At 68.2% G+C, this 22,090-nt stretch carries 22 protein-coding genes; 9 read left to right on the top strand and 13 right to left on the bottom strand.

Features of this window, described 5'->3' with window-relative positions; genetic code table 11:
* Positions 1–188 precede the first annotated feature (188 nt).
* The 6 genes from VMT40_RS14870 to VMT40_RS14895 all read left to right on the top strand — a co-directional run bounded on the left by VMT40_RS14870 (position 189) and on the right by VMT40_RS14895 (position 5,912).
* Complete coding sequence (locus VMT40_RS14870; RefSeq protein ID WP_326358697.1) at positions 189–1,313, top strand: S1C family serine protease; 1,125 nt, start codon at positions 189–191, stop codon at positions 1,311–1,313.
* Between the two features lie 66 nt (positions 1,314–1,379).
* Positions 1,380–2,246, top strand: coding sequence for an LLM class flavin-dependent oxidoreductase (locus tag VMT40_RS14875; protein ID WP_326358698.1), 867 nt, complete (start codon positions 1,380–1,382; stop codon positions 2,244–2,246).
* 154 nt (positions 2,247–2,400) lie between these two features.
* Entirely contained in the window at positions 2,401–3,252 is an 852-nt protein-coding gene (panB, locus tag VMT40_RS14880) for a 3-methyl-2-oxobutanoate hydroxymethyltransferase (protein WP_326358699.1), read from the top strand.
* A gap of 357 nt (positions 3,253–3,609) precedes the next feature.
* Positions 3,610–4,059 carry a hypothetical protein gene (locus VMT40_RS14885; protein WP_326358700.1) on the top strand — a complete coding sequence of 150 codons (450 nt, stop codon included), beginning with the start codon at positions 3,610–3,612 and terminating at the stop codon, positions 4,057–4,059.
* The gene (gene pip, locus VMT40_RS14890; protein WP_326358701.1) at positions 4,059–5,015 is read left to right on the top strand and encodes a prolyl aminopeptidase; all 957 of its coding nucleotides are present in this window, start codon (positions 4,059–4,061) and stop codon (positions 5,013–5,015) included. Before VMT40_RS14885 ends, pip begins: the two co-directional genes overlap by 1 nt.
* The gene (locus VMT40_RS14895) at positions 5,016–5,912 is read left to right on the top strand and encodes a CHAD domain-containing protein (protein WP_326358702.1); all 897 of its coding nucleotides are present in this window, start codon (positions 5,016–5,018) and stop codon (positions 5,910–5,912) included.
* A 6-nt stretch (positions 5,913–5,918) separates the two neighbouring features.
* On the opposite strand, the gene VMT40_RS14900 is transcribed toward VMT40_RS14895, so the two are convergent.
* Positions 5,919–6,626 carry a TIGR00645 family protein gene (locus tag VMT40_RS14900; protein ID WP_326358703.1) on the bottom strand — a complete coding sequence of 236 codons (708 nt, stop codon included), beginning with the start codon at positions 6,624–6,626 and terminating at the stop codon, positions 5,919–5,921.
* Positions 6,627–6,749: 123 nt separating this feature from the next.
* Here VMT40_RS14900 and VMT40_RS14905 point away from each other — a divergent pair, with 123 nt between their 5' ends.
* On the top strand, positions 6,750–7,667 hold the full coding sequence (locus VMT40_RS14905; protein ID WP_326358704.1) for a DUF4436 family protein: 918 nt from the start codon (positions 6,750–6,752) through the stop codon (positions 7,665–7,667).
* A 1-nt stretch (position 7,668) separates the two neighbouring features.
* On the opposite strand, the gene dgoD is transcribed toward VMT40_RS14905, so the two are convergent.
* From dgoD to VMT40_RS14945, 8 genes are read right to left on the bottom strand one after another with little or no spacing between them, the layout of a single operon-like run.
* A complete protein-coding gene (gene dgoD, locus VMT40_RS14910) occupies positions 7,669–8,814 on the bottom strand; it encodes a galactonate dehydratase (RefSeq protein WP_326358705.1) in 1,146 nt (381 codons plus the stop codon).
* A complete protein-coding gene (locus VMT40_RS14915) occupies positions 8,811–9,587 on the bottom strand; it encodes an SDR family NAD(P)-dependent oxidoreductase (protein WP_326358706.1) in 777 nt (258 codons plus the stop codon). The genes dgoD and VMT40_RS14915 overlap by 4 nt, the downstream gene beginning before the upstream one ends.
* Entirely contained in the window at positions 9,584–10,534 is a 951-nt protein-coding gene (locus VMT40_RS14920; RefSeq protein ID WP_326358707.1) for a sugar kinase, read from the bottom strand. Before VMT40_RS14920 ends, VMT40_RS14915 begins: the two co-directional genes overlap by 4 nt.
* An 11-nt stretch (positions 10,535–10,545) precedes the next feature.
* The gene (locus VMT40_RS14925; RefSeq protein ID WP_326358708.1) at positions 10,546–11,301 is read right to left on the bottom strand and encodes a bifunctional 4-hydroxy-2-oxoglutarate aldolase/2-dehydro-3-deoxy-phosphogluconate aldolase; all 756 of its coding nucleotides are present in this window, start codon (positions 11,299–11,301) and stop codon (positions 10,546–10,548) included.
* Positions 11,291–12,199 (bottom strand): SMP-30/gluconolactonase/LRE family protein, encoded by a 909-nt coding sequence (locus VMT40_RS14930; RefSeq protein WP_326358709.1) that lies wholly within the window; start codon positions 12,197–12,199, stop codon positions 11,291–11,293. Before VMT40_RS14930 ends, VMT40_RS14925 begins: the two co-directional genes overlap by 11 nt.
* An 18-nt stretch (positions 12,200–12,217) precedes the next feature.
* Entirely contained in the window at positions 12,218–13,285 is a 1,068-nt protein-coding gene (locus tag VMT40_RS14935; RefSeq protein ID WP_326358710.1) for an ABC transporter permease, read from the bottom strand.
* 36 nt (positions 13,286–13,321) lie between these two features.
* Positions 13,322–14,833: a sugar ABC transporter ATP-binding protein gene (locus VMT40_RS14940; protein WP_326358711.1), complete on the bottom strand. Its 1,512-nt coding sequence runs from the start codon at positions 14,831–14,833 to the stop codon at positions 13,322–13,324.
* Positions 14,824–15,873: a substrate-binding domain-containing protein gene (locus VMT40_RS14945; protein WP_326358712.1), complete on the bottom strand. Its 1,050-nt coding sequence runs from the start codon at positions 15,871–15,873 to the stop codon at positions 14,824–14,826. Before VMT40_RS14945 ends, VMT40_RS14940 begins: the two co-directional genes overlap by 10 nt.
* A gap of 154 nt (positions 15,874–16,027) precedes the next feature.
* Between VMT40_RS14945 and VMT40_RS14950 the strand changes: the two genes are divergently transcribed.
* Positions 16,028–17,275, top strand: a complete 1,248-nt coding sequence (locus VMT40_RS14950; protein ID WP_326358713.1) for an ROK family protein — start codon at positions 16,028–16,030, stop codon at positions 17,273–17,275.
* 61 nt (positions 17,276–17,336) lie between these two features.
* Here VMT40_RS14950 and VMT40_RS14955 read toward each other — a convergent pair whose 3' ends face one another.
* On the bottom strand, positions 17,337–18,839 hold the full coding sequence (locus VMT40_RS14955) for an MFS transporter (RefSeq protein ID WP_326358714.1): 1,503 nt from the start codon (positions 18,837–18,839) through the stop codon (positions 17,337–17,339).
* 89 nt (positions 18,840–18,928) lie between these two features.
* On the opposite strand from VMT40_RS14955, the gene VMT40_RS14960 reads away from it, so the two are divergent.
* Complete coding sequence (locus tag VMT40_RS14960; RefSeq protein WP_326358716.1) at positions 18,929–19,582, top strand: TetR/AcrR family transcriptional regulator; 654 nt, start codon at positions 18,929–18,931, stop codon at positions 19,580–19,582.
* Between the two features lie 13 nt (positions 19,583–19,595).
* Here the strand turns inward: VMT40_RS14960 and VMT40_RS14965 are convergent, their stop codons facing one another.
* The 3 genes from VMT40_RS14965 to VMT40_RS14975 are packed head-to-tail and all read right to left on the bottom strand — an operon-like array spanning position 19,596 to position 21,750.
* Positions 19,596–19,949, bottom strand: coding sequence for a VOC family protein (locus tag VMT40_RS14965; RefSeq protein ID WP_326358718.1), 354 nt, complete (start codon positions 19,947–19,949; stop codon positions 19,596–19,598).
* Positions 19,950–19,995: 46 nt separating this feature from the next.
* Positions 19,996–21,465, bottom strand: a complete 1,470-nt coding sequence (locus VMT40_RS14970) for an RNB domain-containing ribonuclease (RefSeq protein WP_326358719.1) — start codon at positions 21,463–21,465, stop codon at positions 19,996–19,998.
* A gap of 15 nt (positions 21,466–21,480) precedes the next feature.
* Positions 21,481–21,750, bottom strand: coding sequence for a hypothetical protein (locus VMT40_RS14975; protein WP_326358720.1), 270 nt, complete (start codon positions 21,748–21,750; stop codon positions 21,481–21,483).
* Positions 21,751–22,090: the final 340 nt, after the last annotated feature.

Here is a 22,090-nt window from a genome sequence, read left to right on the forward strand (position 1 = left end):
CGGCGACGCGTGTGCGCATCGTCACGCACGCCCGCTCCGGAGTCGAAGTGGGCACGGAACAGCGACGCTAGAGGTTCGGAGCGGACTCCACCCGGTACGTGGGTGTACACAAAGTAAGTACCCAGGCGGCTCTCAGAAACCGCATGCTTAATGGGAGAGACCGTGGGGGATCGACTCAGAGGGACGTCATGAACGTGCAATCTCACACCCGCGCCAACGGCAGCGTGCGCTCACGCACCATTCGCGCCGCGGCCGCCGCCGTGGTGGCATTGACCGCCACCCTGGGTCTGGTGGCCTGCGGGCCGAACACGCTGGTGCCGGGCAATCCGGTGGCGCAGACGCCGGGACAGGTGACGCAGAGCCAGCCCATCGACTTCAGCACTCCCCCAGCCGATCTCGACAGCGCCGCGCAGGCCGTGGTGCCCGGCATCGTGGATGTGAACACCGAGCTCGGGCTGCAGAACGGCGAGGGCGCGGGCACCGGCATCGTGCTCACCTCCGACGGCGTCGTCCTCACCAACAACCATGTGGTGGAGGGCGCGACCAAGATCTCGGTCACCGATCTGGGCAATGGCCGGACCTACGACGCGACCGTGCTGGGCTTCGATCGCAGCGAGGACATGGCCGTCATCAAGCTGTCCGGAGCCTCCGGTCTGACGACCGCGCCGCTCGGTGATTCGGACAGGGTGGCGGTCGGCGATGCCGTGGTCGGCGTCGGCAATGCGGGTGGACGCGGCACGCCCACCGCGGCGGGCGGCAAGGTGACCGCCCTGAACCGGGCGATCACCGCCAGCGACGACTCCACGGGCAGCTCGGAGCAGCTGACCGGCCTGATCCAGGTGGCCGCGAATATCGAGCCCGGCGATTCCGGTGGGCCGCTGGTCAATTCGGCCGGACAGGTGATCGGCATGGACACCGCCGCCTCCAAGGGCTTCCGCTTCAGCATCAGCGGCGGGGAGGGCTTCGCCATCCCGATCAACAAGGCCCTGGCCGTGGCCAAGCAGATCCAGTCCGGCCAGTCCTCCGACCGCGTCCACATCGGCGACACCGCCTTCATCGGCGTCTCGGTGACCTCCACCGGCGGCGGCGCGCAGATCCGCGGCGTGGTCCAGGGCGGCCCCGCCGACTCCCTCGGCCTCCAGGCCCGCGACGTCATCACCGGCCTCGACAACCACACCATCACCTCCGCCACCGACCTCACCAACACCATGGACCAGCACCACCCGGGCGACACCGTCACCCTGAAATGGACCGACGGCTACGGCCAAGCCGAGTCCGCCCAGGTCCAACTGGCCAAGGGCCCGGTGGGCTAAGTTGGCTGTGAAATCCCAGAGTTCATGATCATCTAGGTAGTCACCAGGCCCGACTGCGAAGGGACCGTGAGCGTGCAGCTGGATGTCGTCATGTGGCCGGATTCGCGGTGGCCGGACATGCGCGCGGAGTGGCAGGCCGCCGAGCGGCTCGGCCTGGGGTGCGGCTGGATCTACGACCACCTGTTCTGGCAGCGGACCCGGCCCTGGCACGAGGCGTACGCCACCCTCGCGGCGGTCGCCGCGAGCACCCGTCGGATCGGGATGGGCACCATGGTGACCGGCCCGAATTTCCGTCATCCGGTGACGACCGCGAAGGCCGCGCTCACCCTGGACGAGATATCCGAGCATCGGTTCACCCTCGGTCTCGGCGCCGGAGGCGCGGCCGGTGATGCGAACGCGTTGGGCGGTCCGCCGTTGTCCGGGAAAGAGCGCGCGGCCAGGTTCGAAGAATTCGTGACGGTGACCGACCGACTGCTGATCGGCGAACGTGTCACCGACTCCGGCGCTTACTTCACCGCCGCCGCCGATCTCGACATCGGCGGCGGCAAGCCTCGTCGGCCTCGCCTCGCGATCGCGGGCACCGGGCCGCGCGGGATGGCATTGGCGGCGCGCTTCGCCGATCTGTGGATCACTCAGGACATCAGCCAGAACGACGCCGTCTACGCCGGAACGGCCGAAAAGGAAATCGAACGCCAGGTCGGGCTGCTCGATCGCGCGTGCGCCGACATCGGCCGGGCAGCGTCCAGTCTTCCGCGTCTTGCCGTCCTCGGGTACGGCAGCGAGAACCCGCTCGCCTCGATCGAGGCGTACCGAGACTGCGTGGGCCGCTATGGCGCACTCGGTATCTCGATCATCGCCGTGTTGTGGCCTCGCGGTGACGGCGCCGACAAGGCCCACTCGGTCCTGGAACAAGCGAGCCACGAACCGGCCTGATCTTCGGCTCCCTGTGCGGCGGTAGGCGCGGTCCGTGAAGCCGGGGTGTGAGGAATTGCATCCCGTGGGTGAGCGGGGCGAATGGCAGACTGAGGGGCGTCATAACAACCCGGGGACCCATTGCGGCCTCGAGGAACAGACGAAAGGGACGATGATGTCCGTATCCGATGCGGAAACCCCTGTGTACGGGTCCGCGGCACCGAAAACTTCCAAGCGGAAGACGCGAGTGCAGCATCTGGCACAGATGAAGCAGGCCGGGGAGCGGTGGTCGATGCTCACCGCGTACGACTATTCGACCGCCCGGATCTTCGAGGAGGCCGGGATTCCGGTTCTCCTGGTGGGCGATTCGGCCGCCAATGTGGTGTACGGCTACGACACCACGGTGTCGATCACCGTGGACGAGCTGATTCCGTTGGTGCGCGGCGTGGTGCGCGGTGCGCCGCACGCGCTGGTGGTGGCCGATCTGCCGTTCGGCACCTACGAGTCCTCGCCGGAGCAGGCGCTCGCTACGGCCGTGCGCTTCATGAAGGAGGGCGGCGCGCACGCGGTCAAGCTCGAGGGTGGTGAGCGGGTGGCCGACACCATTCACAAGCTGACCGCCGCGGGCATCCCGGTGATGGCGCACATCGGCTTCACCCCGCAGAGCGTCAATACCCTGGGCGGCTTCCGTGTCCAGGGTCGCGGCGACGGGGCCGAGCAGCTCATCGCCGACGCCATCGCGGTCCAGGAGGCCGGTGCCTTCTCCGTGGTCATGGAGATGGTCCCCGCCGAGCTGGCCGGTCAGGTCACCCGCAAGCTGACCATTCCGACCGTCGGCATCGGCGCCGGAGCGGAATGCGATGCCCAGGTGCTGGTCTGGCAGGACATGGTCGGCTACACCGGCGGCAAGACCGCCAAGTTCGTCAAGCAGTTCGCCGATGTGGGCGGCCAATTGCGCACCGCCGCAGCCACTTACGCCGACGAGGTGCGACGCGGCGTGTTCCCGGGCCCGGAACACAGCTACTGATCCGACCCGACGCCCTATGACGACGCCCCCACGGAACACCGTGGGGGCGTTCGCGTCTCTGGCCGCGGCGCACCGGGCGTCCCGCGCCCTCGCTCCGCCGCGTCCACGCCCCATACAACCCCGCGCGCGGCACGACCTTTCTCATCAGCAACTCGTCGTCCCGGCGGGCGTTCGGCCAGGGTCCACTGCGGCGGTGGTTCCGGCCAAATCGCGCCGGAATGACGAGCGGATCGTGCAATAGCCGTCGGCTATTGGCTCACTGTCGCCGACGGTCTTCTCAGTCCGCCCGCATGTTTTGGTGGCAGACTCGGAGTCCAACGAGCTGGATCGACCAAAGGGAAGTTCATGGATCGTGGAATGAGTCGCTGGATTCGGCGGATGCCGGTGCTGGTCGCGGCGGTGGGTGCCGTGGCGTTGGTGGCGGCGTGCGGGGACAACTCCTCGACCGGATCGTCCCAGCCGCAGGGGTCCGGCTCGCCGCTCACCTCGACGGGCGCACCGACCACCACGGGTGCGCCGAGCACCTCGGCCACTGGCTCGCAGCTGAACGTGACCGCCGATCAGGCCAAGCAGCTGTGCGACATGCTGCGGCCGCAGCTGTCGGACTGGCGGGTGCAGACCCCGACCATGGACAAGATCTCGCTGAACGCGACCGTCGTGCAGTGGGCCGCGCAGAACGGGCTGTTCCTGCCGAACGAGCGCGGCGTGGTGGATCGGGTCACCACCCAGAGCTGTTCGGACGTGCGCGACGAGGCGCTCAAGGCGATCGAGATCCCGAACCTGTCCGCGGGGCTGGTGGCGGGCTGATGCGCACCCTCTACGCGCCGATCGAGCCCTACGAGCAGGGCATGCTGGATGTCGGTGACGGCCAGCGGCTCTACTACGAGGTGAGCGGGAACCCGGACGGCAAGCCCGCGGTCTTCCTGCACGGCGGCCCGGGCGGCGGCACCTCCCCGTATCACCGGCAGTTCTTCGACCCCGAGGCGTACCGCATCGTGCTGTTCGATCAGCGCGGCTGCGGCAAATCCACCCCGCACATCGCCGACGGGGCCAGCCTCGAGCACAACACCACCTGGCATCTGGTCGCCGATATCGAAAGGCTGCGAACGCATTTGGGCGTCGAGCGCTGGCTCGTGTTCGGCGGTTCCTGGGGTTCGACGCTGGCCCTGAGCTATGCGCAAACCCACCCGGACCGGGTCACCGAACTGGTCTTGCGCGGGATATTCCTGTTGCGGCGCAAGGAAATCGATTGGTACTACAATGGCTCCGCGGGGTACGTGTACCCCCATGAGTGGGAGAAGTTCCTGGCGCCGGTGCCGGAAGCCGAACGCGGACAAGATCTGGTCGAGGTCTACCACCGCCTGCTGCACTCCCCCGATGCCGCACTCGCCACCGACGCGGCCGTCGCGTGGTCTACCTGGGAGGGCGCCACGAGTTCCCTGCTGCCCCAACCGGATCGGGTCGCCGAAACCGCCGACCCGCGCTTCGCGCTGGCCTTCGCCCGCATCGAGAACCACTATTTCGTGAACCACGGCTTCCTCGACGAGGGGCAGCTGTTGCGCGATATCGATCGCATCGCCCACATCCCCGGGGTGATCGTGCAGGGCCGCTACGACGTGGTGTGCCCGGCCACCAGCGCCTGGGATCTGCACAAGGCTTGGCCCGGTTCGGAATTGCACCTGGTGCCCGACGCCGGTCACGCCGCCCTCGAACCCGGCATCACCCACCATCTGGTGGAGGCCACGGATAAGTACAGGATGTAGATGAAGACGACAGCCGGTCCCGCATTGGTCGACGCAGTAGCCGCCGATGTGGACCGGCTGTGTACGGCCGAACCCGATGTGCGCGAGGACCTTCCGGATTCGGTGCACAAGATGCGGGTGGCCACCCGACGCTTGCGCAGCGTGCTCAAGTCCTATCGCCGGGTGCTGCGCCGCAAGCCGGTCGGTGAGATCACCGACGAATTGCGGTGGCTGGCAGGATTGCTCGGGGTGGCGCGCGATGCCGAGGTGCGGGCCGAGCGCTTCGCCTCGCTGCTGGGCGACACCGGGGTGCCGTTCGACGAGGAGACCGTGCCGCTCGGCGAGAAGTCCGCTCCCCGAAGGGATTTCGGTGAGCGACTGGTGGCCGACGAGCGCCGGTTCTACGCCGGTGCGCACCGGGCGGTGGTGGACGCCTTCGACAGCCGCCGCTACCGCACCCTGGTGGATCGACTACACGGACTGATCAGCAACGCCCCCTTGCGCGCGGCGCAGGCCGATCAACCGGCCCAGAAGGTCTTCGCCGAGGTCCTGCGTCACGACTTCCGCGAGCTGCGCCGCCTGGTCCGCATGGAACCCAGCCTCAGCGCGGAAGAGCGCGTCGAGCACCTGCACGATATTCGCAAAGCCGCCAAGCGCCTGCGGTATTCGGCCGAGGCCGCCGTCGCCGTGTTGGGCGAGCCCGCCGCGGAACTCGGCAAACGAGCCAAGCGCCTGCAGGGCGTCCTCGGCGATCACCGCGATGCCGTGGAGGCCCTGCAGACCCTGCGCACCCACGCCGCCGACGCGGACGAGTCCGGCTACCAGCGCCTGTGCGACGCCGAGGAGGCCGCGGCGGCCAAGGCGCTCGAGGAGTACCCGGACGCCATCGAATTCCTTCGCCACCGCGCCTTGGGCTGAGCGCGCCTAGTTGATGCGGATGGTCGCCTGATCGCCGTGTCCCCAGCCGCCGGGGTGTGTGCCCTCCGCGGCGGGAACCGGTGCGCCGTGCCCGTGGACACCGTTGCCGCCCTGGTGTTCCGCGTGCGCGGCGTGGTGGTCCTTGTGCGCGGCGTGCGGCATGATGCGGTCGATCCAGGCCAGCAGGACCGCGGACAGCACGAAGGCCAGGTGAATGATGACCGGCCACATGTAGCGGGCGCTGTGGGCGCCGGGGTTGGTGTCGGTGGTGATGCTGATGAAGGTCTTGAGCAGGTGGATCGAGGAGATGCCGACGATCGACATGGCCAGCTTGACCTTCAGGACATTGGCATTGACCTGCGCCAGCCATTCGGGTTGGTCCGGGTGCCCGTCGATGCGCAGGCGGGACACGAAGGTCTCGTAGCCGCCGACGATCACCATGATCAGCAGGTTCGAGATCATGACCACGTCGATCAGGCCCAGCACCGAGAGCATGATGTTGGTTTCGACATTGCCCTCGTCGAACAGCCCGTGCACCAGATCCCACAGCTCGCGCAGGAACTGCCACACGTACGCGGCCTGCGCCACGATCAGGCCGAGGTACAGCGGCAGCTGCAGCCAGCGGCTCAGGAAGATGAAATAGCCGAGGCTGCGCTGCTGGGCGGCTTCGGGGAAAGGCGCGGTCGAATAGGGATTCGGGTGTGGGAAAGCCATGGGAGCCAATGAAGCACGCGAGAAATCACGCGCCCATCAGTTCTCGATCACGCCATCGCAGCCCGCGCCGGAATTGATGTTTTCCTGATCGTTCCGTGATGGCGGCGTCGATAGGTTCGCCGCGTGCAACACGGAATCAAGCAGAAACGTCGCGGCCCGCTGTGGGTGGTCGCGATCGCGGCGGCGCTCATCGTGGGCCTGGCGCTCGCGCTGTCCACCTACGAGGTGGGCCGCACCCGGTCGGAGACGTCGCACGCCTTCGGCAATACCGGGGCCAAGGATCGGGTGGATCTGGGCATCTGGGTCGGCAAGATCGATCCGGTGACCCAGACCGCGACGATCGAGGTGCTGCCCACCCCGCACGGCGCGCTGGCCGACAAGAACGGCCGCTTCGCCGCCGACGCCTTGCTCTACACCTCGGCGCTCAAGGCCGACCCGATCAAAATCAAAGCGGGCGAGCCGATTTCGGCGTCCGAGGTGAAGGTGGTCGTGGAGGGCACGCTCACCGACTATCCCTTCGACAGCTATGACGCGGTGCTGGCGTTCGACATCTACAACGGCGACAAGCGGCTGCCCACCGCGGCGACCGTGGCCAGCGGCGACACCCTGTTCTCGGTGAACGAGCGGCCGGAATCCAGTGACGACAACGGCATCGACCTGACCCTGCACGCGGGTCGGTCGATTCCGTCGCTGGTGTTCGCGGTGTTCATCATGGTGCTCATGCTGGGCCTGGCCCTGGCCGCCGCGATCGCCTGCTACTACGTGCTCAGTGGTCGGCGCGGTTTGATGTTCCCGGCCGTATCCATGATGGGCGCACTGCTTTTCGCGCTGGTGCCGCTGCGCAATGCGGTGCCGGGTGGCGCGCCGATCGGCTCGATCATCGATTTCACCTCGTTCTTCATTGCCGAGGGCATTATCTCGGCGGCGCTGGTCGGCACGGTGGTCGTGGGCTATCGCGTCGAAATGGCGAAGGAACGCGCGGAGCAGGCGGCCACCCAGCATCCGACCGATCAATTCCGAATGCTGGCCCCGCAGCGGTGATTCACCATTCGGCGAGCGAGCCGTCCCGCCGCTGCCAGACCGGATTGCGCCAGCGATGGCCGATCTCGGCGGCGCGGGCGACGGCCCGCTCGTCGACGCGAATGCCCAGACCGGGCTCGTGCAGCAGGCCGACGTACCCGTCGCGGTACTCGAAAACCGTTGGGTCGACGAGGTAGTCGAGCAGATCAGAGCCCGTGTTGTAGTGAATACCGAGACTCTGTTCCTGGATGAGCAGATTCGGGGTGGCGAAGCCGACCTGCAGGCTGGCCGCGAGGGCGATGGGCCCGAGCGGGCAGTGCGGGGCGAGGGCGATATCGCGGGCCTCGGCGAGGGCGGCAATGCGACGGACCTCGGAGATGCCGCCCGCGTGGGACAGGTCCGGCTGCACCACGGCCACACCGCGTTCGAGGACCGGCAGGAAGTCCCAGCGCGAGAACAGCCGCTCACCGGTGGCGATGGGAATGCCGGTGGCACTGGTGATCTCACCGATTCGATCGGAGACCTCCGGTACCAGTGGTTCTTCGACGAAGAACGGCAGGTACGGCTCGAGCAGCGGCAGCACGCGCCGGGCCATGGCGACGGTGAGACGGCCGTGGAAGTCGACGGCGATGTCGAATTCGTCCCCGACCGCCTCGCGCACCGCCGCCACCCGCTCGACAATGCCGAGGGTCGCGCGCGGGGTATCGATGAGCTCGAGCTCCGCCGAGGCGTTCATCTTGATCGCGGTGAAGCCCTGGGCTTTTCGCTCCAGGGCGGCGGCCGCGACATCGTCGGGCCGGTCGCCCCCGATCCAGCTGTACACGCGGATCCGGTCGCGGACCGCACCGCCGAGCAACTGCCACACCGGCACGCCCAGCGCCTTGCCGGTGATGTCCCACAGCGCCTGGTCGATTCCGGCGACCGCGCTCGAAAGGATCGGCCCGCCACGGTAGAAGCCGCCCTTGGTGAGGGTCTGCCAGTGCGCCTCGATGCTCATCGGATCCTTGCCGACCAGGTAGTCGGCGAGTTCGTCGACGGCGGCGGCCACGGTGTGCGCCCGCCCCTCGATCACGGGTTCGCCCCAGCCGGTAATGCCTTCGTCGGTGTCGATGCGCAGGAAGCACCAGCGCGGCGCGACGAGATGGGTGGTGAGTGCGGTGATCTTCACCGGGATTCCTTTCGCACGCTCCAGCCGCCGTCGACGACCAGGTTCGCGCCCGTGATGAAGGAGGCGTCGTCGGAGGCGAGGAAGGCGACGGCGGCCGCGACTTCCTCGGGTGCGCCGAGCCGATCCAGAACCGTTGCCCGGGCGGACAATTGACGCCCTTCGGCATCCACGTCATCCCAGACCGGGGTGAGGATCGGGCCGGGCAGGACGGCGTTCACGCGCACGCGATCCTGCCCGTATTCCACGGCCAGTTGCCGCACCAGCGCGGTCAGCCCGCCCTTGGCGGCGGCGTACACCGGGTATCCGGGCAGGCCGAACTGCGCGTGCACGCTGGAGACGGCCACGACATTCCCTCGCCGGGCACGCAAGTCGTCGATGAAGGCCCGGACACCCAGGAACAGCGGAGTCAGATTGACGGCCAGCCCGTCGTCCCACTGCTGCCTGCTCAATTGATGTGCCGGGATGATGGCCTGTCGGGAAGCATTGCTGCACAAGAAGTCCAATGCCCCGAATCGCCGTTCCACCTGTTCCCGCAAGGATTCCCACGACTCCTCGAGCGAGACGTCGCACCGATGGAATTCGGCCCGCCCGCCCGCCGCGCGAATCTTCTCCGCCACCTCACGCCCACCGGCCTCGTCGATATCCGCGATCACCACCGCGGCGCCCTCGGCCGCGAGTCTGCGCGCCGTCGCCGCACCGATGCCGGACGCCGCGCCCGTGACCACCGCGACCCTGTCCGCCAACCGACCCATGCTCTTCCCCTTCGTACTCATCGCTGAACATCGACCCCATCGAGCAGCCCGAGCTCGTCCCGATACGGCAGACCCGTCCAATCACCCGGCACCGAAACGGCGAACGCGCCGCACAGGGCCGCCAATCGCAGTCGCTCCGACACCGTTCCGCCATCGAGCAATCCGGCGAGGTACCCGGCGACGAACGCATCCCCGGCCCCGATCGGATCGACGGCGGTCACCGGCACCGCGCCCTCGCGGAGCAATTCGCCACCGGCCCAGGCCACCGCGCCGTCCGCACCGAGCTTGAGAACGACTTCCGAAGGCCCCAGCGCCGCAAGCGATTCGGTCACGAGCGCGAGATCGGAGGCCGGGTCCACCCCATCCAGGTTGCCGAGGAGCAGGGCCGCCTCGTCGACGCCCGCGAACAGGATGTCGACCTTCGAAGCCAGCGTCGCCAGGTGCACGGCGGCATCGGCGGGTGTCCACAGGGCGCGGCGGTAGTTGATGTCCAGGGATACCGGGACATCGGCGTCGTGGGCGATGCCGACCGCCAGATCGACCGTGGCGCGGGCAGAATCGCTGAGCGCCGGTGTGATGCCGGTGAGGTGCAGGACTCCGGCCGTGGCAATGCGGGTGGCGTCGATCTCGTCCACCGACAGGCGTGCGCCCGCCAGGCCGCGCCGGTAGTACGTGCCGCGAATGCGGTCGGCGGTGCGGCGCTCGCGCAGCATGAGTCCGGTCGGCAGGTCGGGATCGACGCGGCACTGCGCGATATCCACGCGCTCGGCGCGCAGCCGATCCAGGATCATGCGGCCGACACCGTCCGCGCCCACACTGCCGATCCAGGTGCTGTGGTGGCCGAGGCGACTCACGCCGATGGCGACCGTCGCCTCCGCGCCCGCGAAATCCAGTCGCAGCTCCGCGCCGGGGGCCAGCGGCCCGGGGTCGACCGCCGCCACCACGCCGAGCGCCTCCCCGAGCGTCACCAGTCCGCCCCTCATGACAGCTGGTCCCGCAGGACGAGCGCGCGCTCGCGCAGCGCGTCGAGATCGCCACCGGCACAGGCGTCCCCGAGGAGTGGCGATCCGATCCCCAGGGCCGCGGCCCCCGCATCCAGATACGCGCGGGCCTCGCGCAGCCCGACCCCACCGGTGGGCACCAGCGGGATATCGGGCAGTGGCGCGCGCACGGCCTTGATGTAGTCCGGTCCGCCGACGGCGGCCGGGAAGACCTTCACCATGCTGCTGCCCAGGGTCCACGCGCGGTGAATCTCGGTGGGCGTCAAGGCACCCGAGAGCACCGGCACACCGAGACGGCGGCCCTCGGCGATCACTTCCTCGATGACCGCCGGGGTGATCAGATAGGCCGCGCCCGCGGCCACCGCCCGAGCCGCATCCGCGGCCGTCAACACCGTGCCCGCACCGACGGGGTGCGCGAAACCCGCGCATTCGCGCAGCGCGTCGAGCGCCCCGGCCGAGTTGAGCGTGAATTCCACGGCGGTGATGCCGGATTCCTGCAGCACCGCGGCGACCTCGGCGAACCGCTCGGCCGAGGGTGCGCGCAGGATCGCGATGACCGGAACCTTCGGCCGCAGTGGATCGGCGACCGGCGAGTCCGATGGCGCGCTCTGAGGCGCGGTCGTCGCGGTGCGCTCCTCCGAATCCTGGTGGGCCGCATCCCCGGCGACGAGCCGCAGAGCCGCCCGGCGCTCGGGGGCGGGATGTGTATCGCCCCATCGGGTCTCATCGGCCATCGGCGGCATCCCTTCTCTCGTCGGCGAATGGTGTCGACGGCAGCCCGGTGACACCGGGACGGCAGGCGAACAGGCGGCCCGCGTGCGGTTCTCCGGCAGCCTCGCGCTCGGCCGCCGTGGTGATCACCAGCACGTCGAGATCCGGACCGGCGAAGGTGCAGCTCGACACCTGGGAGGGGCCGACTTCGACGGTGGTGTGCGGGTTTCCGGCGGGGTCGAACGCGCGAACCTGGCCCGCACCCCATACCGCCACCCAGACATTGCCCTCGGCATCGACGGTCAGCCCGTCCGGATCGCCATCGGGGAAGTGCGCGAAGGGTTTTCCCTCACCGAGCGTTCCGGTATCGAGGTCGTAGTCGAAAACGTCGACGCGGTGGGTGGGACTGTCGGCGTAATAGAGGGTGCGCCCGTCCGGACTCCAGCCGAGACCATTCGAGATGGTGATGCCGGTGCGGAGCCTGGCGAGGCTGCCGTCCGGGTCGACCCGATAGAGCGCCGCACTGCCGACCCCGCCCGCTTCGACCATGGTGCCCGCGAGCAGTCGACCGCGTGGATCGACCTTGGCATCGTTCAATCGACGACCTTCGCCGTCGCCGGGCATCGGAACCGTTGCGACGGGGCTGATGTCCTCATTCGAGCCATCGATACGAAAGATGGTGTCGCCCACCGTCGCCAACAGGCGACCGGAGGCGCAGGGTAGTACCGCGCTCACGGGTGGGGTGAGGGTGAGGGTCGCGCGCGGGTTCAGGTCGGGTGTGGGATCGGCGAGGGTGGCGCGGTGGATTTGGCCGCCGCGAATGTCGACCCACAGCAATTCCTGTGTGCGGGAATCCCATACGGGTCCTTCACACAGTCGGCCGGGCGGTGGTGCGCAGAGCTGTGCCGTCACAGTGTTCATCGTGGTCTCCGAGAAGAGTTACGTCGGCAGACCGACGGCGCGTTCGCCGCTGCGGCGCTGTTGGATCACCACGGCCGCGACCAACAGGGCACCCTGGGCGACGTTCTGCCAGAAAGTGTTGACGCCAACGACATTCAGGCCATTGTCCAGCGCACCGAGCAGCACGACCGCGAGCAGCGTGCCGCCCACCGTGCCCTTGCCACCCTTGAGCGCGCAGCCGCCCAGCGCCGCCGCGGTGATCGCCTTGAGTTCCAGGCCCTCGCTGCCGGAGACGGGCTGCCCGGATCCGGTGCGCGCGGTCAGGATGATGCCCGCGATGGCCGCGACCACCCCGGCCAGCATGTACACCGCGATCAGGTACTTGTTGATGTTGATGCCGGAAAGCCGTGCGGCCGTGTCGTTTCCGCCGATCGCGTAGATATTGCGCCCGATATCGGTGTACTTCAGCAGCACGTGCACGCCCAGCGCGACGAGTGCGAGCACGATCACCGGCACCGGCAGCCCGATCACCTTGCCGCGGGCGAGGAAGATGAACACGTCATTGTCGAGCACGAAGCCCTGCGCCTTGCCGCCCGAGATCAGCTGCGCCAGACCCTTGTACGCGGCCAGCGTGGCCAGGGTCGCGATCACCGGATTGACCCGGCCGTAGACGATGATCACGCCGTTCACCAGTCCCAGCACCAGGCCGAGACCGACGGCCGCGAGAATGCCGACGAAGGCATTGCCCGAGGCCGAGGTGAAGGCCATGGCGCTGATCACCGAGGCGACACCGGCCTGCGAGCCCACCGAGATGTCGAGTGCGCCGCAGATGATCACCACGGTCTGTACGACCGCCAGCAGCCCGAAAACCGTGACCGCGTCACCGATTCCGGCGATATTGCGCGGATCCAGATACCCGTCGTTGAGCCAGGCGAAGATGGCCACGACCACCACCAGCGCGCCGATCAGGCTGAGGTTTCCGGTGCCGATGAACCGGATCACGCGGCGCGGGGTCAAGGCGGTCAGGCCGCCCAGGTAGCGGGCGAAGACCGGAGGTGGCGCGGAAATCGCCGCCTCCGTAGTGATTTCGACTCGTTGGTCGGTCATGAGGTTCCTAGCTGTCTAAAAGCGCTGCAAGGCTGTCTAAGAGCGCTGCACGGTCAGGTCGTCGGCCATGGCGAGGGCGAGAATCGCCTCCTCGCTGGCCTCGGCGCGGTCCAATTCACCGGTGACGCGGCCCTGCTGCATGACGACAATGCGATCGGCCAGGCCGAGGACTTCGGGCAGTTCCGAGGAGATGACCAGCACCGCCACCCCGGACTCGGCCAATTCCTCGATGACGTGGTAGATCTCGATCTTCGCGCCGACATCCACGCCGCGCGTCGGCTCGTCGAGGATGAGCACCGCCGGCTTGCGGGCCAGCCAGCGCGCCAACACCACCTTCTGCTGATTGCCGCCGGAGAGCTTGCGCACCTCCTGCTCGATGGAAGGCGTTCGCACGCGCAGGGATTCGACATACTGCTGCGCGAGTCGACGTTCCGCGCCGCGGCGCACGAAGCGCCAGCGCCGCAGCCGATCCAGCATGGCGAGCGAGATATTGTCGCGCACACCGCGATGCAGCAGCAGCGCCTGCGCCTTGCGTTCCTCGGGGGCGTAACCCATTCCGGCGCGGACGGCATCGCGCGGTTGGCGCAGGCGCAGCCGTTCGCCGTCGATGCGCACCTCACCGGAGCGGATCGGCAGGTCGCCCGCGAGCGCGCCCGCCAGTTCCGAGCGGCCCGCGCCGACCAGTCCGGCCAGGGCCACCACCTCGCCCGCGCGCACGGTCAGGCTCACGTCGCGGACATCGTCGGTGGTGACGTGATCCACCTCGAGCATGACCCGCCCGAGCTCGGAGTGCTTGCGCGCGAACACCGTCGACAGATCGCGCCCGACCATCATCCGCACGATCTCCTGATCGTCGGTCTCGGCGGTGTCGCGCACCCCGACCAGCGCGCCGTCGCGCAGCACGGCCACCCGATCGGCGAGCTGGAAGATCTCCCGCATCCGGTGCGACACGTAGATCACCGCGAGCCCGCGCTCCCGCAGCCGACCGATCAGCGCGAACAGCGACTCGGTCTCGTGGTCCGAAAGCGAGGAGGTCGGCTCGTCGAAGGCGATGACCTTCGCGTCGGTGGTCAGCGCGCGCATGATCTCCACCAACTGCCGTTGCGCGGCAGTCAGTTTCGAGCCGAGCGTATCGGGGTCCAGGTCCCGGTCGAAGCCGAGCCGCGCGAGATCCTCCCGCACCCGGGCCCGCAGGGCCGCCCGGTCCACCATGCGACCCGCCTTGCGTGGCAGCGCACCCAGGTAGACGTTCTCGGCGACCGAGACGTGCGGCACGATCTCCGGCTCCTGCCCGATCACCCGGATGCCCGCCGCCCGCGCGTCCGCGGGGCTCGCGAATTCCAGTGCGGCACCGTCGAGTTCGAGGGTGCCGCCATCGGGACGATGGTCACCGCCGAGGATCTTGATGAGCGTGGATTTGCCCGCGCCGTTCTCCCCCATCAGCGCGGTCACCATTCCGGCGGGGAAGTCCAGGCTCACCTCGCGCAGCGCGGGCACGCCCGCGAAACCCTTGGTGAGCCCGGAGATCCGCAGTCCCGTCAACTGCACGTGACCCCCGCCTGCTGCCAGTTGCTGGCGTCCACCATCTTGGTCGGGGCGAAGGCCTCGGCGGGCATGGCCTTACCGTTCTTCAGGTAGTCGACCATGGTCTGCACAGCCAGCGCGCCCACGTCCTTGCCATTGATGAACAGCGCCGCCTTGAACCCGGTGGGCTTGCCGCCGCGCCATTCCTTGCATGCCAGATACGCGCCGAGGCCGACGCCGAGCACATTGTCCGCGGCGTAGCCCGCGTTCTGGATGGCCGCGACGCCGCCGCTGACGTTCTCGTCATTGCAGCCCATGACGATCCAGTTCTTCACCGAGCGATTGCCCGCCACCGTCGCGGAGATCTTGTTCTGCGCGTCCGACGGGGTGTTGTCGGTGCCGACCTCGATCACCCGCACATCGGCGCCCGAAACATCCTTGAACGCCTTCTGATTCGCCTTCACCCGGTCGGTGCAGACCGTCACGTCCTGCTTCCAGGCGTCGACGATGGCGGTCTCCTCCGGCTTCCAGCCCAGCTTCTTGAAGTCCTCACCCGCGCGGGTGCCGACCTCGGTGCCCATCTGGGTGCCGCTGAAGCCGACGCGCGGCACCAGATTGTCCTTGTTGCAGGAGGCCGGATCCGGGCCATTGGTGCAGACCTGGTCGTCGGAGGTGAGCAGGGCGACGCCGCCGGACTTGGCCAGCTGCGCGACCTGCGGTCCCACCGAGGGATCCGGGACGACCACGATCACGCCGTTCGCCTTCTGGTTCACCGCGTTCTGCACCTCGGTGACGGCCTTGTTGGCGTCATTGCCGAGATTGACCACCTTCAGGTCGACACCGAGCTCCTTGGCCTTGGCCTTCGCGCCGTCGGCCTCGCCGATGAAATACTCCTGGTCGCCTTGTTTCTGGGCGTAAACGAGATTGATCGAGCCCGTCGCGTGCTGCGGGCCGGTCGTGTTCGAGCCCGAATCCTTGCCCGACGAGCAAGCGGTCGCGGCCAGGATCAGCGCTGTTCCGCAGACTATCGCGCTGGTCCATCGGCGTCGGTGGGTCCAGGACATGGGTACTCCTAGGTGATCTGCCACACAGTAGGCATTGGTGGTGATGCCGGTTACAGTAGGACTTCGGATAACTGTTGTAAATACTGTTGGCAGAAGTCATCTCGCGGAGGCTCCGGTACCTTCGCGGCAGCGGGCGAAAGGAGTGGGCGGAGCCGTGTACCAGCTGACCGCGCGGGATATCAGGCGGCGCAACAGGTTCTGCGTGTTACAGGCGGTGTACGCGGCCGCCGGGCACACCAGTCGCCAGGAGATAGCGCGGACCACCGGACTGTCGTTCGCGACGGTCGGCAATATGATCGCGGAACTGCTGGAAGTGGGCGTCCTCGCCGAACTCGGGTACGAGGCCGCGGGCATCGGGCGGCCGCGCGCACAGCTCGCCATCAATCCCGGGCGCGGGGTGCTGATCGGCGTGGATATCGCCGAAACCAGTATCCACGTGGATGTTTTCGATCTCGCCATGGCGGTGCTGCGCTCCACCGAGCTGCCCGTCGACCCCGCCGCGACAACACCCGGCGATATCGTCGATCTCATTGTGCGCGGCATCGACGAGGTGATCGCCGACGATGCCGGGAAGGTGCTCGGCATCGGTTTGAGCGTTCCCGGTCTGGTCGAACCCGAGAGCGGCACCTCGGTGTTCTCCCCGTACTGGCACTGGCACGACGTCCCGCTCAAATCACTGCTCGAACAGCGTTTGTCCTACCCCCTGTACTTGGACAATCCGTTGAAAGCCAGTACGGCGGCGCAACTCTGGTTCGGCGCGGGCCGCGATGTGGACGATCTGATCGTCGTCACCCTGCGCGCGGGTGTGGGTATCGGTGTCGTCATCGACGGCATGCTCTACCGCGGTGTCACCAATAGCGCGGGCGAATGGGGCCACACCAATCTGGTGTTGGACGGTCGCCCCTGCAGCTGCGGCCGCAACGGCTGCGTCGAGGCGTACGTCAGCGCACCCGGAATCGCCGCCACGCTGCGCGAAATCGATGCCGCGAGTGGTCTTCTCGCGGCCGACGACGCCGCCACCGTCGCCGCCATCGCCACGGCCGCCGCCCACGGTGACGCCACCGCCCTGGCCGTCATCGACAAGACCGGCCACTACCTCGGCGTGGCCATCGCCAATCTGGTGAACCTGTTCAATCCCCGCCGCATGGTCTTCGGCGACCTGGTGGCTCGCCACCTCGGCACCCCGCTGCTCGAGGCCACCCGCCGCGCTGCGGCCCACCACGCCATGTCCGACCCTTTCGCGGCGGTCACCCTCGAACTGGACGCCCTGCCCCACAATCCGTCCAGCCTCGGCGCGGCGACCTTCGCCCTGGAGGGATTCCTCGCCGACAGAGAGACTTTCGCCTCCGTGGCCACCCGCCGCGCCCGCCGCACCGACACCCCGCCGCTGACCCCCGCCTAGCCGCGTACCCCGACCGGCAATCCGGTCGGGGTACGGGCCATTCCGCTAGAGGCTTCGTCCGCTAGAGGCTGGTGGACGCCGTGGCGAACTCACCCGCGCTCGCCAGCGCGACGTCTTCCTCGACCTCGTGCTCGGTCAAGCGACGGCCGGGCTTGCCCAGGCCGAATCCGGCGAGCAGGGCGGCCACCGCGAAGAACGCCGCGCCCGTGAGGAATGCGATGCGGTACGCGCCCTCGGCGGGCAGCGAGATGACCATGCCGTTGGGCAGTTTGTGGCCCAGGATGTCGCTGGTCAAGATGGTGACGACCAAAGCGGAGCCGATCGCGCCACCCACCGTGCGCATGATCGAGTTGATCGAGTTGGCGATGCCGGTCTCGTGCGGCGCGACATTCGCGACGAGCAGGGCGGGCATGGCGGCGTAGGCGATCGCGATCGCGGCGTTCGCGACGATCAGTGCCGCAATGACTTCCGCGCTGGAGGTGTGCAGCAGCGCCAGGGAGACCAGGGCCAGCAGACCGATGACACTGGCCAGCAGCAGGACGAAGCGCGCGCCGATGCGGCCGACCAGCTTTCCGGCAATCGGGCCCATGAGCACCGACACCACCGCGCCCGGCAGCATGAACGCCACGCTGGTGCGCAGCACCGAGGCGTCGAAACCGAAGCCCGCCAACGCCCGCGGCGTCGCCACGAAGTAGGTCGAGCCCAGGAACACGCTGAACATGGCGAAACCGACGCAGAAGCTGGCCATATTGGTCACCGCGACCGGGCGGTGCGCCAGCAGCGAGGTCGCCACCAGCGGCGACCGCAGCTTCGACTGCAACACCAGGAATCCGGCGAGCACGACGGCCGAGGCGATGAACAGGCCGATCACTCGCGCACTGCCCCAACCCCATTCGTGGCCCTGGGAGATCGGCAGCAGCAGGCACACCAGGCCGAGGCCGAGGACCGCGGCACCGAGGTAGTCGACGCGACCGCCCTGGCCCGCGCGGCGCGGCAGGATGGCGAAGGCCAGCACCAGCACCAGCACGGTCAGCACCACGCACAGCCAGAAGATGCGACGGTAATCCGCGCCGCCCTGGGTCAGCAGACCGGTCGCCACCAGGGCGACACCGCTGCCCACGCCCAGTGTCGAGGCGGTGACGGCCAGCGCACCGGTCAGTCGCTCGACCGGAAGTTCATGGCGCAGCACGCTGATCGCCAGCGGGAACAGGCCGAAGCTCGCGCCCTGCAGGGCGCGGCCGACGATCAGCAGATCGATGCTGTGCGCGGTGGCGGCGAGCAGACTGCCCGCCAGCGTCACCACCAGGGTCGCCAGGATGACCGGCTTGTGTCCGTAGACGTCGCCGAGGCGACCGAGCAGCGGGGTGAACGCGGAGGCCGCGAGCATGGTCGCGGTCGTGACCCAGCCGACGGTGGTCGCCGAGACGCCGAGCTGCAGTCCGATCTGCGGCAGCGCCGGGACGGGCAGGGTCTGTGCCATGGCCAAGAGAAACACCGTGCCTGCCATGGTCAGCACGATCGCGGTCGGCGACGGGGTGCGCCGAGACTCGAGCGGGGAGGTCATTCGTGGGACTCTACGACTAAATCGACACAGTGTCGATTATGATTGACGCCACGTCAATTGCCGGAATGGAACTCGCATAGGGTGAGTTCATGGCGCAGAAGGGCGGACGTGAAGTGAAGACGCGAGCCACGACCGACGGTCTGCGCCGCCGCGGCGCAATGTCGAAGGGCGATCAGCGCGAGGCCCAGATCCTCGACGCGACCCGGCGATTGCTCACGAAAAAGCCGATGGCCAGCCTGACCGTCGACGACATCACCCATGCGACCGGCATCTCGCGCACCAGCTTCTACTTCTATTTCCCGTCCAAGCAGGCCGTGCTCGCGCGCCTGATGGAAGACGTGAGCGACCGCTACGCCCAGACCCACGTCTGGCTGCCGTCCACCGGCCCGCAGCGCGAACTGCTGCGCACCCAGCTCGCCGGTGCGGCGGAGATCTGGCAGGACAACAGCACGATTCTGGTCTGCTCGCTCGAGGGCTACGACACCAGCTATCCGCCGCTGACGGAATTCATCGCCACCATTCAGACCCGCTTCACCAGTGCCCTGGCCGCCAAGATCGAACGCGACCGCGCCGCGGGGCTCGCCCCCGAGGGCATCGACTCGGCGACTCTGGCGGGTCTGGTGACGCTCATGCGTGACGGTCGACTGTCGCAGCTGTCCGCCGCGCCCCCGGCGGAAGTGGCCATTGGCATCGACGATCTCGCGGAGGCGATCCTGCGGCTGATCTACGGTCGCGTGAGCTGATTTCCCTACCGGGTCAGTAGATCTGAACCAGGCAGAATTCGTGGTCTTCGGGATCGGTCATGACCACGACGACCCCCTCGTCGTAGTCGTGGCGTTCCCCGGTGGCGTGGCCGCCCAGGGATTCGACCTGGGCGATGGCCTCGTCGATATCGTCCACCTCGATATCCAGATGCAGACGGACCTTGCCGCGCTTGGGTTCTCGAACCGGCTGGAAAACCAGGCGGGGTAGCGGATCATCGCGGTGGCCGAGGTAGATCCAGCCCGGTTCGGAGGGGCCCTCGGGGCGATCGAGCAGCGTGCTCCAGAAGCTCGCCACGCGTTTCACGTCGATGCAGTCGATTGTCACTCCGGCCCAACGGTTCACCATGTGGTCAGTCTGCGACCTCGAGGCGGCTTGAAGTCAAGCGCTAGGGCTACGCCTGGGCGGGCTCGGCCGGGTAGCCGAAAGTGACTGTGCGCGTGGCCGGATCGGCGGTTTCCAGGCGGACCTGGACATGCTGTCCCTCCGGCGGGGCACCGGTGCATTTCGCCAAGACCGGCGGGTCGGCGATGAAGATTTCAGCGGGACGGCTGCCGGTCGCCTCGCGCAGGACCACGGCGTCGAAATCGGTTCCGACGCGGGGCGACAGGATCGTCGCCTCGGTGAGGTCCACGCAGGCGCGTTCCACCTTGCCCGCCAGGGCGTCGGTGCGGCGCATGGTGTCGGCCACCGGTGTCAGACCGTCCCGAACCCATTGCGGTACCGGGGCTTTCGCGCAGTGGGCGAGGCAGATCTCGGTGGCGTAGCGATCGGCGAGGCGGCGCAGGGGTGCGGTGACGTGAGCGTAAGGTGCGCCGATCGCGCTGTGCTGCAAGGTGTCCGGGGCCTGGCCGTTCAGGATCGTGTACGACGCGCCGCGCAGCAGGCCCGTGGCCTCGGACATGAGCACCAGGGCGGCGGGGGAATTGGAATCGAGATCGGCGAGCACGCGGGCCGCGGATTCGCCAGCGGGCCAGGCCACGCCGACCGCGGCGGCCGTGCGGCGCATGGAGTCGATGGCGCTGGGCGCGGGCGGTGGCATGGTGCGCAGCAAACCCACGTGGGCGGGGTTGCCGGAGCCGTTGGAGTTATTGCCATCGAGCATGATTCGGGCCGCGCACATGCCGGTCAGCAGGGAGACCTGTTCGTTCCAATCGTCGGCCGCGGTGCGCGGTTCGACGGCCAATTGCCAATGGTCGATTCCGGTTTGCTCGCCGTCGCGGATAACCGTTTGGGTGGGCAGGCGCAGGGTGATCGCGCCGCGGCGAATTCCGGCCTCGATGCGGAGGCGGCCGAATTCGGGGAGGGCGGCGATGGAGGGGTGAAGGCGACCGGCGTCGGCGTCGGACTGGACGCCCGCGTAGTCGAGGCGGGCGCGGGAGCGGACCAACGCGCGGGTCACCGAATAGCGCAGCGGCGCGGCGTGTTCGTCGCATTCGATGGTCCACAGCGCGGCGGGGCGATCCACGTCCGGCAGCAGGGAGGCGCGGTCCTCGGACAGCACGGGCGGGTGCAGCGGCACGGTGCCGTCGGGGAAGTAGAAGGTCTGGCCGCGGGTCAGGGATTCGCGGGCCAGGGCACCGCCGGGCGCGACGAGCGCGGCCACATCGGCGATGGCGTAGTAGAGGAGAAATCCGCTCGCGGTGCGTTCCAGGTACAGCGCCTGGTCCAGATCCATGGCACCGGGGGGATCGATGGTGACCAGCGGAATCTCCCGCCGATCGGCTCGGGCACCCGCGAACGCGTCGGCCGCGTCGCGGGCCTCCGAGACCGCCTCGGAGGGGTAGTCCGAGGCCAATCCGAATTCGGTTCGGACGGCGCCGAAGTCCACCGGCGCCGAAACGATCCGTTGATGCAGTTCCACTGCGGAGGGGTGTCCCTACTCGAGGGCCAGCATGGTGCCGTTCAGCTCGTTGAACGGACCGTAGACGGTGAACACGACGCGGCCGTCCGGGTACTGCGACGACAGGGCCGCCGCGGAATCCAGGGCCTCACCGAACGAGGCGGCCGAGGGGTGCGGCAGGCCCGCGATAACCTGCCCGAAGTGGTTCTGCGCGACCCACTGGGTATCCGCGGGGGTGAGATCCACCTGCAACCCACCCGGCAGCGGGGTGACCGCGACCGCGGAGGCGGACCCGGAACCCAGCACAACCGAAACGGAAGCGGCAGCGGCAAGAAGCGCACCCACTGCCAGTTTGCGAGCAATTCGCATTTAGACGAGACCTGCTTTCCGACGTTTGTCGAGCCCTTCGCCCGTTGCGACCGCAACGGAACTTTCCAACGCGCAACACTTTATGACGTCGATCACGTTCGGTGCCAGTTCAGGGCAGATAACCCGCTCGACACGCCGAGCCGCGCCGATACGCGCACAGTGGCGCGCCGCAATTCTCATCCAACCGAGCGGTCTGCGCGCAGGAACGGGAGAGCGGCGTCGGTCACGTCGCTCTCCCGTCGGGTCGTTTCCTACTTGCTGCTCCTACTTGCTACGC

The organism is Nocardia sp. CDC160, from assembly GCF_035818795.1.
Taxonomy (GTDB): Bacteria; Actinomycetota; Actinomycetes; order Mycobacteriales; family Mycobacteriaceae; genus Nocardia.

Excerpts from the sequence above, each read along its gene's own strand:
- VMT40_RS14870 (WP_326358697.1), top strand. The coding sequence starts at position 189 with ATGAACGTGCAATCTCACACCCGCGCCAACGGCAGCGTGCGCTCACGC.
- panB (WP_326358699.1), top strand. The coding sequence starts at position 2,401 with ATGTCCGTATCCGATGCGGAAACCCCTGTGTACGGGTCCGCGGCACCG.
- VMT40_RS14885 (WP_326358700.1), top strand. The coding sequence starts at position 3,610 with ATGAGTCGCTGGATTCGGCGGATGCCGGTGCTGGTCGCGGCGGTGGGT.
- pip (WP_326358701.1), top strand. The coding sequence starts at position 4,059 with ATGCGCACCCTCTACGCGCCGATCGAGCCCTACGAGCAGGGCATGCTG.
- VMT40_RS14895 (WP_326358702.1), top strand. The coding sequence starts at position 5,016 with ATGAAGACGACAGCCGGTCCCGCATTGGTCGACGCAGTAGCCGCCGAT.
- VMT40_RS14900 (WP_326358703.1), bottom strand. The coding sequence starts at position 6,626 with ATGGCTTTCCCACACCCGAATCCCTATTCGACCGCGCCTTTCCCCGAA.
- VMT40_RS14915 (WP_326358706.1), bottom strand. The coding sequence starts at position 9,587 with ATGAGTACGAAGGGGAAGAGCATGGGTCGGTTGGCGGACAGGGTCGCG.
- VMT40_RS14925 (WP_326358708.1), bottom strand. The coding sequence starts at position 11,301 with ATGGCCGATGAGACCCGATGGGGCGATACACATCCCGCCCCCGAGCGC.
- VMT40_RS14930 (WP_326358709.1), bottom strand. The coding sequence starts at position 12,199 with ATGAACACTGTGACGGCACAGCTCTGCGCACCACCGCCCGGCCGACTG.
- VMT40_RS14935 (WP_326358710.1), bottom strand. The coding sequence starts at position 13,285 with ATGACCGACCAACGAGTCGAAATCACTACGGAGGCGGCGATTTCCGCG.
- VMT40_RS14945 (WP_326358712.1), bottom strand. The coding sequence starts at position 15,873 with ATGTCCTGGACCCACCGACGCCGATGGACCAGCGCGATAGTCTGCGGA.
- VMT40_RS14955 (WP_326358714.1), bottom strand. The coding sequence starts at position 18,839 with ATGACCTCCCCGCTCGAGTCTCGGCGCACCCCGTCGCCGACCGCGATC.
- VMT40_RS14960 (WP_326358716.1), top strand. The coding sequence starts at position 18,929 with ATGGCGCAGAAGGGCGGACGTGAAGTGAAGACGCGAGCCACGACCGAC.
- VMT40_RS14965 (WP_326358718.1), bottom strand. The coding sequence starts at position 19,949 with ATGGTGAACCGTTGGGCCGGAGTGACAATCGACTGCATCGACGTGAAA.